We start from the raw sequence: 16,718 nt of genomic DNA on the forward strand, positions 1-16,718 counted from the left end.
ATGCAAGCCATTCGTAATTTTAACTTTGGGGACCTTCAATTTAAAAACACTTATTATATGACTCATTTTATCTGTTCATTAAAAAAACATTGTTTATCCGTCCTGCATGGATATCAATAAGTTACTGAAATTGCACGATCGAAATTATGTATTTTTTGTCAATAATGAGAGGGCGCAGCCGCCCCCTTTGTTTATTTTAATCGTTTACCCGCCTCATCAACCACTTTCTCGCCATCTTCCTTGGTGAACGCGCCTTGTTGCGCATCTGGCAGAATTTCCAGCACCACTTCTGAAGGGCGGCACAGACGAGTTCCCAGCGGTGTAACCACAATCGGGCGATTAATCAGGATGGGATATTGCAGCATAAAGTCGATTAACCGATCGTCAGTAAATTTATCTTCCGCAAGGCCCAGATCCTCATATGGCTCGACGTTTTTACGCAGCAGCGCGCGTACCGAAATCCCCATATCGGTAATGAGTTTGACCAGTTCATCGCGCGTCGGCGGTGTTTCCAGATAATAGATAATGGTCGGTTCTGTACCGCTGTTGCGGATCATCTCCAGCGTATTACGCGACGTGCCGCAGGCCGGGTTGTGATAAATGGTAATGTTGCTCATATCAGTATCTCATTACGATGTGAAAGAGAGGCGTAGCGCCAGCGCGGTCAGCGTCACAAACAGCACCGGCAGGGTCATGATAATTCCTGTACGGAAGTAATATCCCCAGCTGATTGTCATATTCTTCTGCGAAAGTACGTGCAGCCAGAGCAGCGTTGCCAGACTACCAATCGGGGTAATTTTCGGCCCTAAATCGCAGCCAATCACGTTGGCATAAACCATCGCTTCTTTGATAACGCCAGATGCCGTACTGCCATCAATGGACAACGCGCCAACCAGTACCGTCGGCATATTGTTCATAATAGAAGAGAGGAAGGCGGTGAGGAATCCGGTGCCGAGCGTCGCGGCCCACAGGCCGTTATCCGCCAGCATGTTGAGTACGCCAGAAAGATATTCCGTTAGTCCGGCATTGCGCAGGCCATAAACCACCAGATACATGCCGAGCGAGAAGATGACAATCTGCCAGGGGGCACCGCGCAGGACTTTGCCCGTATTAATCGCATGACCGCGTTTAGCGACGGCAAATAATATCAGCGCGCCCACAGCTGCAATGGCGCTTACCGGAATACCGAGCGGTTCCAGGACGAAAAATCCCACCAGCAGAAACAGTAAAACAACCCAGCCAGTTTTGAACGTAGCAGGATCTTTAATCGCTTCGGCGGGAGATTTCAGTAGCGCCATATCGTAGTTCTGCGGAATATCTTTGCGAAAATAGAGATGCAACATCGCCAGGGTAGCCAGTATCGCGGCGATATCCACCGGCACCATCACCGAGGCATATTCGCGAAAGCCAAGACCAAAGAAATCTGCGGAAACGATATTCACCAGGTTGGAGACGATAAGCGGCAGGCTGGCGGTATCGGCAATGAATCCCGCTGCCATCACGAACGCCAGCGTCGTGCCTTTACTGAACCCTAAAGCCAGCAGCATGGCGATGACAATCGGCGTCAAAATAAGCGCCGCGCCATCATTGGCAAACAGGGCCGCAACGGCGGCACCGAGCAGGACAATCCAGGTAAACAGCAAGCGACCGCGTCCATTGCCCCAGCGTGAAACGTGCAGCGCCGCCCATTCAAAAAAGCCGGACTCATCCAGCAGCAGGCTGATGATAATGACGGCAATAAACGCAGCCGTCGCGTTCCAGACGATATTCCACACCACCGGAATATCACCCGGATGTACCACGCCCGTAACTAACGCCAGTACTGCGCCGAGCGTTGCACTCCATCCGATGCCTAAACCTTTCGGCTGCCAGATAACCAATACGATGGTCAGGACAAAGATAGCGCCTGCCAGTAACATAATGCCTCCCGGATAAAACACATGCGAAAATCCATATGTGTTTGGATAAATTTTTTAACTGCAAATGTTATTACCGTCTGCGGAACAATTTTGTCGAGACAGGTTGCGGACAATCGCCTGAACCTTTTCCTGCTCACACCGCCAGGCCTCATCAATAATTTTCGCCGCCCACGATGGAATATGCGGCGATAAGCGGTAATGAACCCACTTTCCTTGCTTGCGGTCCAGCAACAAACCACTTTCCCGAAGTAACGCCAGATGGCGGGAGATCTTGGGCTGCGACTGATCGAGGGCAGTGCAGAGATCACAGACGCATAACTCGCCCAGCTCGCTGAGCAGTAAAACGATGCCCAGACGGGTATCATCGGCAAGAATTTTGAAGAGTTGGATGGGTAACAGAAATGACATATTGCGCTCCTGATTGTTGCAGGTAGTGTCTCTCTTCAAAGCGGATAAGTCAAAAACATATATGAATTAATGAATGTGTAAGTGCAGAAGATGGTAATAGGTGTGAATTTTGAGTTGGGTATTCATTTGAAAGGCGGTCTGAATCAGGACGTAAAAAAACCGACTTTGCGTCGGTTTTTTACTCTTCAGCCTGAGTTGGTGGCTCTGGCCGGAGTGAGAGAGCTCTTATCTAACAGTTCAATACTATTAGCCAGTGGCTAACATTGCAAGAATTAGCGATTTCTTCAGCTGGCGGAGGGGCCACTTCGGTATATATCGCAGTGAAAGACGATTTATATACTTTCACCGGATTATCGCCGTATTAAGGCTTGTCCGAATCAGGACGTAAAAAAACCGACTTTGCGTCGGTTTTTTTACTCTTCAGCCCTGAGTTGGTGGCTCTGACTGGAGTGAGATGGTCATCATCTAACGCATCAATGCTAATACCATACTGAAACTATTGCAAGGACGTGCTGGTTTTATGACCTGCTCGTACTGTATGATTATCCAGTTAGCTCTGAGGCATTTTCACTCTGGCAATGCGCATAAACGCTTTCAAAGTCCTGATCGGTGGTACGGGTGGTGCCGTTAACTGATGCTCTGGCCGGAGTGAGAGAGTTCTTATCTAACAATGAGACATGCGCCGTGACAGGCAGTGGATGAGTAAGCGGATGCATTCTCACTCCATCGCATGGAGAAAACGGGTGATTGATAAAGCAATCATCGTTCTTGGGGCGTTAATTGCGCTGCTGGAACTGATCCGCTTCCTGCTTCAGCTTCTGAACTGATAGCGGAAACGTAATTAAGGGCTAAGAGCGCACTACTCTTAGCCCTTTAACATTTAACGCATTGTCACGAACTCTTCTGCCGCTGTCGGGTGAATGGCAACCGTGTTGTCGAAGTCTTTTTTGGTTGCGCCCATCTTCAGCGCCACCGCGAAGCCCTGCAACATTTCGTCCATACCAAAACCAATGCCGTGAATACCGACAATCTTCTCTTCTGGTCCAACGCACACCAGCTTCATGCGGCACGGCTGGCGGTGAGTGGTGACGGCGGTATACATCGCGGTGAAAGAGGATTTATACACTTTCACCTGATCGTCGCCGTACTGCTCGCGCGCCTGCGGTTCCGTTAAACCAACAGTACCAATCGGCGGATGGCTGAAGACCACGGTCGGAATGTTGCTGTAATCCAGATGCTCATCCGGCTTGTTATTAAACAGGCGTTCAGAGAGACGACGACCCGCTGCAACTGCCACCGGTGTCAGTTCCACTGCACCCGTGTTATCGCCTACCGCGTAAATACCTTCAACGTTGGTGTTTTGATATTTATCGACGACGATATAGCCTTTTTCGTCGGTTTTAACGCCAGCGGCTTCCAGGTTGATGTTGTCATTGGCAGGCTCGCGACCAATCGCCCAAATCAGGCAATCCACCGTTTCACTGCGACCATCTTCCAGCTCCAGCGTCAGGCTGCCATCGGCATTTTTCACCACCGCTTTCGGGATGGCGTTGGTGTGCAGCTGCGGGCCTTCGGCGTTCATCACTTCAACCAGCGTTTCAGAGATCATCGGGTCGAAACTGCGCAGCGGCGCATGTTTACGCACAAACAGATGCGTTTTCGCGCCCAAGCCGTTAATCACGCCCGCCAGCTCAACAGCGATGTAACCTGCGCCAACAACCGCTACACGCTCTGGCAAAGCAGGAAGGGCGAAGAAACCATCGGAATCAATACCATATTCCACGCCTGGAATATCCGGGTGGCTCGGACGACCGCCGGTGGCGATCAGAATATGATCGGCCGTGATGGTTTCGCCGTTTACCTCTAGCGTTTTGGCATCAACGAAGCGGGCAAAGCCTTTGATTACATCAACGTTATTTTTACCGAGCACGTTTTCATAGGAAGTATGAATACGGTCGATATAAGCGGTACGGCTGGCGATCAACGTTTCCCAGTTGAATTTATTGATAGTGGTATCGAAACCATAATCCGGGCCGTACATATGGATCGCTTCACGGATTTGCGCCGCGTGCCACATCACTTTTTTCGGCACGCAGCCGACGTTCACGCAGGTGCCGCCCAGCTCTTTGGCTTCAATCAGCGCGCATTTCTGGCCGTACATAGCCGCGCGGTTGATGGAGGCGATACCGCCGCTGCCGCCGCCGATGGCGATGTAATCATAGTGTTTAGTCATGACAGAGTGTCCTTATCGTTGATTACCGCGATTGTAGCGCGAGACGTAATAGGTGCCAGCAATGGCTGCAATTACTCCGGCACGATCCAGCTTACGGTGGCGTGCCCGGTGCCAGCCGGAACCAGTTTGCTGTGCAGCCACGGCAGCACGTTATTCATCTGCTGTTCCAGCTTCCACGGCGGGTTAATCACAATCATGCCGGAAGCGGTCATGCCACGGCGATCGCTGTCTGGCAGCACCGCCAGTTCAATTTGCAGAATTTTGCGAATGCCGGTCGCTTCCAGGTCGTGGATCATGCGCTTGATTTGCTGACGCAGCACCACTGGATACCACAATGCGTAAGTGCCAGTGGCGAAACGTTTGTAACCTTCTGCTATCCCGCTGACCACCGCCTGATAGTCGGTTTTCATTTCATACGGCGGGTCGATAAGGATTAAACCACGGCGGGAAACCGGCGGCAGCTTGGCCTTAAGCTGCTGGAAACCGTCGGCTTTTTCCACGCGCGCACGGCTGTCTTTCTGAAATTCAGAACGCAGCAACGGGTAATCGCTCGGGTGCAGCTCGGTCAGTTGCAGGCTGTCCTGTTCACGCAGTAGCTGGCGAGCAATCAACGGTGAACCGGGGTAGTAACGCAACTGACCGCTACGGTTGAAGTGTTTTACCACATTGATGTACGGCTCCAGCTCCGCAGGCAAATCCTCCTGCTGCCAGATACGGGCAATACCTTCGAGATATTCGCCGGTACGCTCGGCATGTTCGCTGCCTAACTGATAACGCCCGGCGCCTGCGTGGGTGTCGAGATAGAGAAACGGTTTATCTTTCTCTTTCAGCGACTCGATGATCAGGCTCTGAACGGTATGTTTAAGGACGTCGGCGTGGTTGCCAGCGTGAAAGCTGTGGCGATAACTGAGCATGGGTAAAGGTGTTCCGGTAAGTAAAAATCGGCCCGTATTCGGGGCGCACAAAAGCGTATCCGGACAGTATACCGAAAAGAGGCCGCCGCCGCGAAAGCGTAACGTTTCTCATTGAAATTCACTACACTTAACCCCATGCTATTGCCATTACGCGCCGGATGAGATGCTTTGTGTCACACCCGGCGAAAGCGCCTGTGAGCGTTTTGTTCCCCTCTTTAACCAGGACTGTACCTATGACGAATCCGTTACTGACTCCCTTTGAATTGCCTCCGTTTTCTAAAATTCTCCCGGAACATGTGGTTCCAGCCGTGACTAAGGCGCTGAACGACTGCCGCGAAAATGTGGAGCGCGTAGTAGCGCAAGGGGCACCGTACACCTGGGAAAATCTCTGCCAGCCGCTGGCGGAAGTGGACGATGTGCTGGGGCGTATCTTCTCCCCGGTCAGCCACCTGAACTCGGTGAAAAATAGCCCGGAGCTGCGCGAAGCCTATGAACAAACCTTGCCGCTGCTGTCAGAATACAGCACCTGGGTAGGGCAACATGAAGGGCTGTATAAAGCGTATCGCGACCTGCGCGATGGCGATCATTACGCCACGCTGAACACGGCGCAGAAAAAAGCGGTTGATAACGCACTGCGCGACTTCGAACTCTCTGGCATCGGTCTGCCGAAAGAGAAACAGCAGCGTTACGGCGAAATTGCTACCCGTCTTTCCGAGCTGGGCAACCAGTACAGCAACAACGTCCTTGATGCGACGATGGGCTGGACCAAACTCGTTACCGACGAAGCTGAGCTGGCGGGTATGCCAGAAAGCGCGCTGGCTGCGGCAAAAGCCCAGGCCGAAGCGAAAGAACTGGAAGGTTACCTGCTGACGCTGGATATCCCAAGCTACCTGCCGGTAATGACCTACTGCGACAACCAGGCTCTGCGTGAAGAGATGTATCGCGCTTACAGCACTCGTGCTTCCGATCAAGGGCCGAATGCCGGTAAGTGGGATAACAGCAAGGTGATGGAAGAGATCCTCGCGCTGCGTCACGAACTGGCGCAACTGCTGGGCTTTGAAAACTACGCCTTTAAATCCCTCGCCACTAAAATGGCAGAAAACCCGCAGCAGGTGCTGGATTTCTTAACCGATCTGGCAAAACGCGCGCGTCCGCAGGGCGAAAAAGAGCTGGCGCAGCTGCGCGCCTTCGCCAAAGCCGAATTTGGCGTCGATGAGTTGCAGCCGTGGGATATCGCTTACTACAGCGAAAAACAGAAACAGCACCTCTACAGCATCAGCGACGAGCAGCTGCGTCCGTACTTCCCGGAAAACAAAGCAGTTAACGGCTTGTTTGAAGTGGTGAAACGTATTTACGGCATCACCGCTAAAGAGCGTAAAGATGTTGATGTCTGGCACCCGGATGTACGTTTCTTCGAACTGTATGACGAGAACAACGAACTGCGCGGCAGCTTCTACCTCGACCTGTATGCCCGTGAAAACAAGCGCGGCGGGGCGTGGATGGATGACTGCGTAGGCCAGATGCGTAAAGCAGACGGTTCGCTGCAAAAACCGGTCGCGTATTTGACCTGTAACTTCAACCGCCCGGTAAATGGCAAACCGGCGCTGTTTACCCACGACGAAGTGATCACCCTGTTCCACGAGTTCGGTCACGGCCTGCATCATATGCTTACCCGCATTGAAACCGCTGGTGTTTCCGGGATCAGCGGCGTGCCGTGGGATGCGGTCGAACTGCCGAGCCAGTTTATGGAAAACTGGTGCTGGGAGCCTGAGGCGCTGGCGTTTATCTCCGGTCACTATGAAACCGGCGAACCGCTGCCGAAGGAGTTGCTGGATAAAATGCTGGCGGCGAAGAACTACCAGGCGGCGCTGTTTATTCTGCGTCAGCTGGAGTTCGGCCTGTTCGATTTCCGCCTCCATGCAGAGTTCCGCCCGGATCAGGGAGCGAAAATCCTCGAAACTCTGGCAGAAATCAAGAAACTGGTTGCCGTGGTACCGTCTCCGTCATGGGGCCGTTTCCCGCACGCTTTCAGCCATATTTTCGCCGGTGGTTATGCGGCAGGCTACTACAGCTACCTGTGGGCCGATGTGCTGGCAGCAGATGCCTTCTCGCGTTTTGAGGAAGAGGGCATTTTCAACCGTGAAACCGGGCAGTCGTTCCTCGACAATATTCTGAGCCGTGGTGGTTCAGAAGAGCCGATGGATCTGTTCAAACGTTTCCGTGGTCGTGAACCGCAACTGGATGCGATGCTGGAGCATTACGGCATTAAGGGCTGATCATTCAGTGAAAATCTGCTTAATTGATGAAACGGGCGCCGGAGACGGCGCCTTATCTGTTCTGGCGGCCCGCTGGGGGCTGGAACATGATGAAGACAACCTGATGGCGCTGGTGTTAACGCCGGAGCATCTGGAACTGCGCAAGCGCGATGAGCCAAAGCTTGGCGGCATTTACGTTGATTTTGTTGGCGGGGCGATGGCACACCGCCGCAAATTTGGCGGTGGTCGCGGTGAGGCGGTGGCGAAAGCGGTGGGCATTAAAGGCGATTATCTGCCGGATGTCGTCGATGCTACCGCAGGGCTGGGGCGCGATGCCTTTGTGCTGGCTTCGGTCGGCTGCCGCGTACGGATGCTGGAGCGTAATCCAGTGGTTGCTGCATTGCTCGACGATGGCCTGGCGCGTGGTTATACGGATGCGGAGATCGGCGGCTGGTTGCAGGAGCGTTTGCAGCTGATCCACGCCTCCAGCCAGACGGCGCTGACTGATATTACCCCGCGCCCGCAGGTGGTCTATCTCGATCCGATGTTCCCGCATAAGCAGAAAAGCGCGCTGGTGAAAAAAGAGATGCGCGTGTTTCAGTCGCTGGTGGGGCCGGATCTCGACGCCGATGGGTTGCTGGATCCTGCGCGGCTGCTGGCGACCAAACGTGTGGTGGTAAAGCGCCCGGACTACGCGCCGCCGCTGGCGAATGTTGCTACGCCAAACGCGGTTGTCACCAAAGGGCATCGCTTTGATATTTATGCTGGTACACCGGCATAAAAGTAAAACAGGGTAGCGTTATCGCTACCCTGTTTTCTTCCAAAATAATCAATGGCTTTCCGGCGTCTCAATCATGCGTTTCAGCCACGGCACCATCAACAGCATCACTACTGCAACGGCCAGTGTAACCAGACCAATCTTACCAAACACGTTGGTATAGACAGGCAGCGTCTCAAGCGGGTCGGTAATGTTGTCTGGTACTGCGGTAAATGTTGCCACATAGCCGCCCAGCAAGAACGCGGCAGCCTGCGTAAGGAACCACATCCCGAGAATAAAGCCCATCAAATGTTGTGGCACCAGAGCGGCAATCATTGCCAGGCCCAGGGCGCTAATAAGCAGTTCACCTAAGCTCTGGAATAAGTAAACCAGCACGATAAACCATGGCGATGTCAGCCCCTGGGCATCCGCAAACCACATTCCCGCTGCGGCGGCTGTCAAAAAGCCTAGCGAGCACATAAACATACCGAGAGTAAATTTCATCGGCATGGAGAGGTCTTTGCCTTTGTTACCCAGATGCGTGTAAATGCCTGCCAGAACTGGGCTGGCGAGCACCACCCAGAACGGGTTAAGCGCCTGGAAGCTCACCGGGTTGATGGAAAAACCGAGAATTTCATGATGCACGTTGTTGATAGCAAAGAAGTTCAGCGACGTTGGCATCTGGGCGTAGAGGATGTAAAACACTACCGCTTCAAGCATCAGCACAAAGGCGACAAACATCTTATTGCGCCCGGTTTTATCCAGCTTGAATGCCTGACGGAAGAAGATAATGGTCACGACGATAGAGAGAACGATCAGTACCAGATTGGCGACTTCCACGTTGTGCATCAGCCATGCGCAAACGAAAATCATCACCACGCTGCCCATCAGCACGTACAACAATTTGCTGAAGTTCATCGGTCGGAAATCTGGTTCAGAACCAATATCTTTCACCATTCCGCGACAGGCGATGTAAACCAGTAGCGCGACAATCAATCCTGCTCCGCATAAGTTATAGGTGACGGAATAGCCAAATCTGTCAGCGATAACCGGTGCTAGCGACAGCGCAATCAACGAGCCGATATTGATCGACATATAGAACAGGGTGAAAGCGCCATCGAGACGAGGATCTTTCGGTGGATAGCACTTCGAAAGCAGGCTTGCCGGGTTGGCTTTAAACAGGCCGTTGCCGACGGCGATTGTTCCCAGCGCGATGAATATCAGGTCTGGCTTGAGTAGCGACATCCCGGTCATGAAGTAGCCCATCGCCAGAACAATTGCCCCAAGGACAATGGTGCGTTTAGTTCCTAACAGATGGTCGCCAACATAACCACCGATCGAGATAAGGCCATAGACCAGCGCAGCGAAGGCACCAAAGGTGACAAAAGCCTGTTCTTGTGAGAAACCGAGCTGTTTAACGAAGAAAACGGCCAGGACGCCTTGCACGCCGTAGTAACCGAATCGCTCCCATAGTTCGACAAAAAAGATCATGAAGAATGGGCGGGGTTGTTGCAGCATCCCAGTGGGTGTTGTTGTATTCATAATTTTTAGCCTTTCAATACCATCATGAAAAGTATGAACGCGTAAGTGATTGCGCGCGAAAGAGTTTACATATGTCTAAAATTCTTAATATTGATGCAATGAATGCATTAATGCACTATCTCAGCAAAAAATAACCAGCTAATCATGCTGATTGTTTGAGTTATGATGGCGTTAAATGCTGTTTTTTGGTGGGGTAAATTTGAATTATTCGATGCGTAGTTGAAGTTTCTGACCGCAGATGAACACCGGCTTGATTGAGCTCTCCCGTGTTTGTACCCGCACGTCGCATTCGGGTACAACACAAAAAGCAGAACGCCCGCATAAGCGGGCGTCCAGGAGCACGTGGGGGAGATATTATTCTTCTTCGTCGCGCAGCGGAACAATCAGCATATCAACGTGAACGGTGTTGATCAGCTGACGCGCGGAAGACATCAGTTTGCTCCAGAAGTCCTGGTGGTGACCACAAACAACCAGGTCCATGTCGTATTTCTTGATCGCATCAACCAGAACCTGACCCAAATCGCCGCTGCCGCTAAGGGTTTCAGTAATTGGGTAGCCTGCGTTGGTGGAGAGTTCGGTCAATGCATGATGAGTCTCTTCGGAAATGCGTTTCTGCATGTCACCCAGATTTACATCAATAAGTCCGGTGTATAGGTCAGAGTAGTTTACATCTACGTGGATCAGAGAAACTTTCGCATTGTAGGGGCGAGCCATAGAGACTGCTTTCTCTACCAGAACTTTGCTTTCCGGGGAGAGATCGACCGCGATGAGAATGTGTTTATAAGCCATAGTGTTACTCCTTCCATAAAGTTGTCGATGACTGGCCAGCTTGCGTTTCTTGTGCCGTTACGTCACCCGCGTCCTGCGAACTACGTGCGCGGGGCTAACCCAGCCGTAAAGATTCAGTGAAAAGACCATCCTTACCTTATAGCGACCTGGATGATCCGTCAATCCGCCTTGCTTACCAATCAGATAATCAAATTTTCTACATGAATGTATTGATAGTGGTTAACCTTATGGAAAAAAAACAACCTGATCTCCTACACTATCTATAGAGCCGCTCGGATGTTTGTCATCACAAAAGCGGTTTCTCCAGGACCTGGTGTTAACTGATTGGCAGCGTATCGGGAGCGGTAGCCCCGGAGGGGAACTCCGCGGGCAGGTCGCCGGGGAGGGGGTATGATAAGCACCGTCGCATTATTTTGGGCTTTATGTGTCGTTTGCATTGTTAACATGGCGCGCTATTTCTCATCACTACGCGCGTTGTTAGTGGTACTGCGTAATTGCGATCCATTGCTCTATCAATATGTTGATGGAGGGGGCTTTTTTACCTCACATGGCCAACCCAACAAACAGGTGCGTCTCGTTTGGTATATCTATGCTCAACGTTATCGCGATCATCACGATGATGAGTTTATCCGTCGCTGCGAGCGCGTGCGTCGTCAGTTTATTCTGACCAGCGCATTGTGTGGCCTGGTGGTGGTAAGCCTGATTGCGTTGGTGATTTGGCATTAAGCGCCACGGTAATAACGCATAAAAAAAGCGGGCCAGTAAACTGACCCGCTCGAGACTGATTACAAACGCAAAATTGCCTGATGCGCTACGCTTATCAGGCCTACATAATCTCTGCAATCTCTTGAATTTGCATGTTTTTGTAGGCCGGATAAGGCGTTCACGCCGCATCCGGCATGAACAAAGCGCACTGTGTCAACAATCTGAAGCGGGCCAGTAAACTGACCCGCTCGTTTTTATGCGTGCGATTACAGGAACTGCAAGGAGATCCAGTACAGCGCACCGGAGAGCAGAACTGCAGCCGGGAGGGTAAACACCCAGGCCATCAGAATGCTGGTTACGGTTTTACGCTGTAAGCCGCCGCCGTCAACCACCATTGTCCCCGCTACGGAAGAGGAGAGTACGTGAGTGGTGGAAACCGGCATCCCGGTATAACTCGCCAGACCGATAGACACCGCTGCCGTCATCTGAGCAGACATACCCTGAGCGTAGGTCATGCCTTTCTTACCGATTTTCTCACCGATAGTGGTCGCCACACGACGCCAGCCAATCATCGTACCGATACCTAACGCCAGCGCGACCGCCATGATGATCCACACCGGAGCATACTCGATGGTGCTCAGCATATCGGACTTCAGTTTCTTCAACAGACGCTGATCATCCGCAGTGACGCCAGGCATTTTCACCACTTTGTCGATAGTGTCAGAAACGCACAGCATAATGCGGCGCATCTGGCTACGTTGGTCAAGCGACAGCTTGTCGTAGCTTTCCACATCGGCGGTCAGCATGCCTTTCAGGCGGTTGAGCGCGTTAATGGTATTCGACGGATGGCAATGGAACTCCGCAGGTTGTGTTGCGCCTGCTTCCGGAGCCGGTACTAACTGATCGGCACCGGTCGCCTGTTTAAGCAGCGCAGGATGCTGCTCAAAGTAAGCTTCCACATTGTTGATGGCATCACGGGTACGGGTGATTTCGTAGCCAGTGGCATTCATATTCACCACGAAGCCCGCTGGTGCGACGCCAATCAGAACCAACATAACCAGACCAATGCCTTTCTGACCATCGTTCGCGCCGTGAGAAAACGCCACGCCGATAGCGGAAAGGATCAGCGCGATACGCGTCCAGAACGGCGGCTTTTTCTTGCCGTCTTTCTTTTCACGTTCCGCTGGGGTCAGGTGGATACGGGCGCGTTTCTTGGTGCCGCTCCAGTAGCGACGCAGCAAGAAAATCAGGCCGCCAGCAAACACCAGGCCGACAATAGGGGAAACGATCAGAGATGCGAAAATACTTAATACTTTCGGGATATTGAGTGCATCCACCACTGACGTACCGGACATCAACGCATTGGTTAAACCAATACCGATGATCGCGCCAATCAGCGTATGGGAGCTGGATGCAGGTAAACCAAAGTACCAGGTACCAAGGTTCCAGATAATTGCTGCCAGCAACATAGAGAACACCATGGCAAGACCATGGGACGATCCCATATTAAGCAGCAGATCCGTCGGCAGCATATGCACAATGGCATAGGCAACACTAAGACCACCCAGCAAAACACCCAGGAAGTTGAACACTGCCGCCATAACCACAGCGAGCTGAGAACGCATCGCGCGGGTATAGATGACAGTTGCCACGGCGTTGGCTGTGTCATGGAAACCATTGATGGCTTCGTAGAACAGCACAAAAGCCAGTGCAAGCAATAATAACAGCCCGGTATGCAAATCCAGGCCAGCAAACAAATGTAGCATAGGACGTTACGCCATTTTGAGGACATGAACGCGGCGCATTATCAGTGACTTTCGCGGCGCGGGCAAAGTGAAATATAGATTTTTTTGATTTGCCTCCTGTATGAATTTCGCTCAAAAAATAATTATCTTATATAATTCAGACAAATACTTCCCCTAAGTAATATTGATGCTGGTGCGACCACTGAGGAATCTTTACAATTCACGCCCGTTTTTTCTAAGAGGAACGCAACGTGGAAAAGTTTGATGCCATTATTATAGGCGCTGGCGCGGCGGGTATGTTCTGTTCTGCGCTGGCAGGTCAGGCAGGGCGCAGAGTTTTGCTGATCGATAATGGCAAAAAACCGGGGCGCAAAATCCTCATGTCTGGTGGTGGGCGCTGTAACTTCACCAACCTTTATGTCGAACCAGGTGCCTATCTGAGCCAGAATCCGCATTTTTGCAAGTCTGCGCTTGCCCGATTTACTCAGTGGGATTTCATTGATCTGGTCAATAAGCACGGCATCGCCTGGCACGAGAAAACGTTAGGGCAACTCTTCTGTGATGACTCCGCTCAGCAGATTGTCGACATGCTGGTGGATGAGTGCGAGAAGGGCAATGTGACCTTCAGATTACGTAGCGAAGTGTTGAGCGTGACGAAGGATGACGCGGGATTCACGCTTGAACTGAACGGCATGACCGTAGGTTGCGATAAACTGGTCATTGCGACCGGAGGCCTCTCGATGCCGGGGCTGGGTGCGTCGCCGTTTGGTTATAAGATTGCCGAACAATTTGGCCTCAACGTGTTGCCGACGCGCGCAGGCCTGGTGCCATTCACCCTGCATAAACCGTTGCTGGAGGAGTTACAGGTGCTGGCGGGCGTGGCGGTGCCTTCTGTGATAACCGCTGAAAACGGCACCGTGTTCCGTGAGAACTTACTCTTCACCCACCGCGGCTTGTCTGGCCCTGCGGTATTGCAGATATCCAGCTACTGGCAACCGGGTGAATTTGTCAGCATCAATCTGCTACCGGATGTCGACCTGGACACTTTTCTTAATGAACAGCGTAACGCGCATCCGAATCAGAGCCTGAAAAACACGCTGGCGGTTCATCTGCCGAAACGGTTGGTTGAACGGTTACAACAACTTGGGCAGATCCCGGACGTCTCGTTAAAACAGCTCAACGTGCGTGACCAACAGGCGCTCATTGCCACATTGACCGACTGGCGCGTACAACCTAACGGCACTGAAGGCTATCGCACCGCCGAAGTGACACTCGGCGGCGTGGACACCAATGAACTCTCTTCACGGACGATGGAAGCACGTAAAGTTCCGGGCTTGTACTTTATCGGCGAAGTGATGGACGTTACCGGCTGGCTAGGGGGCTATAACTTCCAGTGGGCGTGGTCCAGTGCGTGGGCTTGTGCGCAGGATTTGGCTGCAGAATAAGAGGCAAAATGCCCCCCCCCTCTCGTTTTCGCGGTGTAACCAGGGGGGGATTACCTGAACAAAGTCCAGATAAGACGCTCGACGCCTTATCTGAAGCCTTTTCTATTATTTTTTCGCAGACCCCGCTTCTAATATAGAAACGATGGAAAACAGTGTAAAACACACTGCACCTAAGCCAACCAAAACTCGCGAAGGAATAAAATAAGCCATATCGGTTTGCGCAATTTCAGCAAGGAACGCTGCGAGGAACAGGCAAAACAGACAGGTAAATACCGGAATCATGGGTATTCTGTTGGCTAACGAACAGGTGCGTCGCCATACCAGCGCCAACAACCACACTTTGGAGAAAATACTGTAGCAAATCATTCCCAGACAAATAAGAATAATGCCGGGTGCCAGTCTGGCACTTTCATCAGAACTGACTAAAACGTAGATCCCCTGAATAACCGTCAGTGAGCCAAGTAAAATAACCCAATAGCACCACAGCCAATGCTCTTTCATTGAGAACGTATTTCGCGTTTGATGGACAATAGTGGCGACAAGACCAATAAGACAAGCGCAAATTGCCGTTAACCCCAACAGTACGTGACCAGCAACATAATGTGGTGTGATATTTGCACTACGTAACAGCACGACTGACCAAATGAAACCAAAGAGAGTAAGCAGAACGGGAACGGCAATTAAGCCATTACCGATTGTTGAAGAATAAGCCTGCAACGGCGTACCATCACTCTTACTGCCCGAGGCGTTTTTGGGAATTAGCAGAAAATGCCCGGAAGACGCCGCCACGGTTGATACGCAGGCAGCAATCATCCCAACACCGAAAATAACATGCCCGGCAACAAATTCATCGGCCATGACATTATCACTTGCCAGCAGCAACCATCCCCAAATCATAGTTGCGACAGACCCAGCGTAACCAATAACAGGAAAAAGTGTGCTGTAGAGCTTATTCACACCATGCGTTAACTGCGAAATAATAATAAATGCAGTAGTGAATAACGCCAGACATATTGCAGAAAGCGAAATAAGTACATGCCCCGCCACAAAATACTCACTTTGCCCGGAACCTGCTAATACAAAATCACCCAATGCAATACATATTATCCCCATAATTAAAGGGATTAATTTAAATAGCCATCCGATATATATATTCATTTTAAACTCCATGTGTACTTTCTGCTAATATAAGAAAGCGTATCAGTAGTATTTTTAGTCAGTTAAATATAACAATGAGATACCACCAAATGTAACAAGTAACTTTACTATAGCCGGATTTATTGCCCGGAGTGTTAAGTTTTAGATGTGAGTTAATGCTGATAAATAAATATTTATCCTAAGGTAAATTCCGAGTTAATATCTTTATCTTATACCCTAAATAATTCGAGTTGCAGGAAGGCGACAAGCGAGTGAATCCCCAGGAGCTTACATGAGTAAGTGACTGGGGTGAGCGAACGCAGACGCAGCACATGCAACTTGAAGTATGACGAGTATATTTTTATTTTGTTGCTTTAAACGACCTTGTTCGAGACTGCTTTATTTAATACATAAGCCTTTATCATCTTTTTAAAAAATTATTTCGCTTTCGGTAAATATTTGCACCTCGGCGATAATAACGCTATGTGATAGTCATCGGGTTTTCTGTTACGGAAATCTACGCAGTAGTACCTGAGAACCTGTGCAGAAGATTTTTGGTTAAAAACGCTATCGGACAGAAGAACATCGCGATGTATCACAAGCTGATGGTAATCAAATAGACAACATGAATATAACTGTTAGTATTTAATTGATTTCACTTATGAGTATGCGTGTTTCATTTACGGCCAGGAATGCTGATGATGACAACATTACTACCCGTTTTCACCAGACCTTCCCCGTTGGCGCTCAGTTTGCTGCGCCCTGGCCGCCTTTGCCGTTTCCTTCTTATCCCGGATGGAATAATTCGCTGAACGTCGTTCGGTGGCAGTTGTAACACGCGTCGATTGCTTACAGGGATTATGGCGGGT

General features: G+C 51.0%; 16 protein-coding genes and 1 pseudogene. 6 read left to right on the top strand and 11 right to left on the bottom strand.

Annotated elements, in window-relative coordinates:
- Window positions 1-191: 191 nt before the first annotated feature.
- The 4 genes from arsC to FEK46_RS23575 form a co-directional block, all read right to left on the bottom strand.
- Entirely contained in the window at window positions 192-617 is a 426-nt protein-coding gene (gene arsC, locus FEK46_RS15195) for a glutaredoxin-dependent arsenate reductase (RefSeq protein ID WP_130209170.1), read from the bottom strand.
- A 12-nt stretch (window positions 618-629) separates the two neighbouring features.
- Complete coding sequence (gene arsB, locus FEK46_RS15200) at window positions 630-1,919, bottom strand: arsenite/antimonite:H(+) antiporter ArsB (protein ID WP_135559194.1); 1,290 nt, start codon at window positions 1,917-1,919, stop codon at window positions 630-632.
- Window positions 1,920-1,973: 54 nt separating this feature from the next.
- A complete protein-coding gene (arsR, locus tag FEK46_RS15205; protein WP_135559195.1) occupies window positions 1,974-2,327 on the bottom strand; it encodes an As(III)-sensing metalloregulatory transcriptional repressor ArsR in 354 nt (117 codons plus the stop codon).
- Between the two features lie 542 nt (window positions 2,328-2,869).
- Complete coding sequence (locus FEK46_RS23575) at window positions 2,870-3,043, bottom strand: hypothetical protein (protein WP_205714089.1); 174 nt, start codon at window positions 3,041-3,043, stop codon at window positions 2,870-2,872.
- Window positions 3,044-3,070: 27 nt separating this feature from the next.
- On the opposite strand from FEK46_RS23575, the gene dinQ reads away from it, so the two are divergent.
- A complete protein-coding gene (gene dinQ, locus FEK46_RS15215) occupies window positions 3,071-3,154 on the top strand; it encodes a damage-inducible type I toxin DinQ (RefSeq protein ID WP_001295215.1) in 84 nt (27 codons plus the stop codon).
- Window positions 3,155-3,207: 53 nt separating this feature from the next.
- Here the strand turns inward: dinQ and gorA are convergent, their stop codons facing one another.
- A complete protein-coding gene (gene gorA / locus FEK46_RS15220; protein WP_135490468.1) occupies window positions 3,208-4,560 on the bottom strand; it encodes a glutathione-disulfide reductase in 1,353 nt (450 codons plus the stop codon).
- A gap of 71 nt (window positions 4,561-4,631) precedes the next feature.
- Window positions 4,632-5,474 carry a 23S rRNA (adenine(2030)-N(6))-methyltransferase gene (rlmJ, locus tag FEK46_RS15225; protein ID WP_130209162.1) on the bottom strand — a complete coding sequence of 281 codons (843 nt, stop codon included), beginning with the start codon at window positions 5,472-5,474 and terminating at the stop codon, window positions 4,632-4,634.
- Window positions 5,475-5,707: 233 nt separating this feature from the next.
- Between rlmJ and prlC the strand changes: the two genes are divergently transcribed.
- Window positions 5,708-7,750 (top strand): oligopeptidase A, encoded by a 2,043-nt coding sequence (gene prlC, locus FEK46_RS15230; protein WP_001298719.1) that lies wholly within the window; start codon window positions 5,708-5,710, stop codon window positions 7,748-7,750.
- Window positions 7,751-7,757: 7 nt separating this feature from the next.
- Window positions 7,758-8,510 (top strand): 16S rRNA (guanine(1516)-N(2))-methyltransferase RsmJ, encoded by a 753-nt coding sequence (gene rsmJ, locus FEK46_RS15235; protein ID WP_135559197.1) that lies wholly within the window; start codon window positions 7,758-7,760, stop codon window positions 8,508-8,510.
- A 48-nt stretch (window positions 8,511-8,558) separates the two neighbouring features.
- Here rsmJ and dtpB read toward each other — a convergent pair whose 3' ends face one another.
- On the bottom strand, window positions 8,559-10,028 hold the full coding sequence (gene dtpB, locus FEK46_RS15240) for a dipeptide/tripeptide permease DtpB (protein WP_130209158.1): 1,470 nt from the start codon (window positions 10,026-10,028) through the stop codon (window positions 8,559-8,561).
- A 354-nt stretch (window positions 10,029-10,382) separates the two neighbouring features.
- Window positions 10,383-10,817: a universal stress protein UspA gene (gene uspA / locus FEK46_RS15245; protein ID WP_000323571.1), complete on the bottom strand. Its 435-nt coding sequence runs from the start codon at window positions 10,815-10,817 to the stop codon at window positions 10,383-10,385.
- 390 nt (window positions 10,818-11,207) lie between these two features.
- Here uspA and uspB point away from each other — a divergent pair, with 390 nt between their 5' ends.
- Window positions 11,208-11,543 (top strand): universal stress protein UspB, encoded by a 336-nt coding sequence (uspB, locus tag FEK46_RS15250; protein ID WP_124038640.1) that lies wholly within the window; start codon window positions 11,208-11,210, stop codon window positions 11,541-11,543.
- A 74-nt stretch (window positions 11,544-11,617) separates the two neighbouring features.
- Here uspB and FEK46_RS23930 read toward each other — a convergent pair.
- Both FEK46_RS23930 and pitA read right to left on the bottom strand, forming a co-directional pair.
- Window positions 11,618-11,716, bottom strand: a pseudogene (locus tag FEK46_RS23930) (hypothetical protein); the annotation flags it as partial.
- A gap of 72 nt (window positions 11,717-11,788) precedes the next feature.
- On the bottom strand, window positions 11,789-13,288 hold the full coding sequence (gene pitA / locus FEK46_RS15255; RefSeq protein WP_130209156.1) for an inorganic phosphate transporter PitA: 1,500 nt from the start codon (window positions 13,286-13,288) through the stop codon (window positions 11,789-11,791).
- A gap of 230 nt (window positions 13,289-13,518) precedes the next feature.
- Here pitA and FEK46_RS15260 point away from each other — a divergent pair, with 230 nt between their 5' ends.
- Complete coding sequence (locus FEK46_RS15260; RefSeq protein ID WP_131161880.1) at window positions 13,519-14,712, top strand: NAD(P)/FAD-dependent oxidoreductase; 1,194 nt, start codon at window positions 13,519-13,521, stop codon at window positions 14,710-14,712.
- Window positions 14,713-14,817: 105 nt separating this feature from the next.
- On the opposite strand, the gene FEK46_RS15265 is transcribed toward FEK46_RS15260, so the two are convergent.
- Window positions 14,818-15,870 carry a DUF2776 family protein gene (locus FEK46_RS15265; protein ID WP_135559198.1) on the bottom strand — a complete coding sequence of 351 codons (1,053 nt, stop codon included), beginning with the start codon at window positions 15,868-15,870 and terminating at the stop codon, window positions 14,818-14,820.
- Between the two features lie 677 nt (window positions 15,871-16,547).
- Here FEK46_RS15265 and FEK46_RS23735 point away from each other — a divergent pair.
- Entirely contained in the window at window positions 16,548-16,661 is a 114-nt protein-coding gene (locus tag FEK46_RS23735) for a hypothetical protein (protein ID WP_214251098.1), read from the top strand.
- Window positions 16,662-16,718: the final 57 nt, after the last annotated feature.

It is taken from the genome of Escherichia sp. E4736 (assembly GCF_005781225.1).
Taxonomy (GTDB): Bacteria; Pseudomonadota; Gammaproteobacteria; order Enterobacterales; family Enterobacteriaceae; genus Escherichia.

Bases quoted from the DNA above. Each gene is read 5' to 3' on its own strand.
- FEK46_RS23735 (WP_214251098.1), top strand. From the start codon at position 16,548: ATGATGACAACATTACTACCCGTTTTCACCAGACCTTCCCCGTTGGCG.
- arsC (WP_130209170.1), bottom strand. From the start codon at position 617: ATGAGCAACATTACCATTTATCACAACCCGGCCTGCGGCACGTCGCGT.
- pitA (WP_130209156.1), bottom strand. From the start codon at position 13,288: ATGCTACATTTGTTTGCTGGCCTGGATTTGCATACCGGGCTGTTATTA.
- arsB (WP_135559194.1), bottom strand. From the start codon at position 1,919: ATGTTACTGGCAGGCGCTATCTTTGTCCTGACCATCGTATTGGTTATC.
- dtpB (WP_130209158.1), bottom strand. From the start codon at position 10,028: ATGAATACAACAACACCCACTGGGATGCTGCAACAACCCCGCCCATTC.
- uspA (WP_000323571.1), bottom strand. From the start codon at position 10,817: ATGGCTTATAAACACATTCTCATCGCGGTCGATCTCTCCCCGGAAAGC.
- rlmJ (WP_130209162.1), bottom strand. From the start codon at position 5,474: ATGCTCAGTTATCGCCACAGCTTTCACGCTGGCAACCACGCCGACGTC.
- uspB (WP_124038640.1), top strand. From the start codon at position 11,208: ATGATAAGCACCGTCGCATTATTTTGGGCTTTATGTGTCGTTTGCATT.
- arsR (WP_135559195.1), bottom strand. From the start codon at position 2,327: ATGTCATTTCTGTTACCCATCCAACTCTTCAAAATTCTTGCCGATGAT.
- FEK46_RS15265 (WP_135559198.1), bottom strand. From the start codon at position 15,870: ATGAATATATATATCGGATGGCTATTTAAATTAATCCCTTTAATTATG.
- gorA (WP_135490468.1), bottom strand. From the start codon at position 4,560: ATGACTAAACACTATGATTACATCGCCATCGGCGGCGGCAGCGGCGGT.
- prlC (WP_001298719.1), top strand. From the start codon at position 5,708: ATGACGAATCCGTTACTGACTCCCTTTGAATTGCCTCCGTTTTCTAAA.
- FEK46_RS23575 (WP_205714089.1), bottom strand. From the start codon at position 3,043: ATGCATCCGCTTACTCATCCACTGCCTGTCACGGCGCATGTCTCATTG.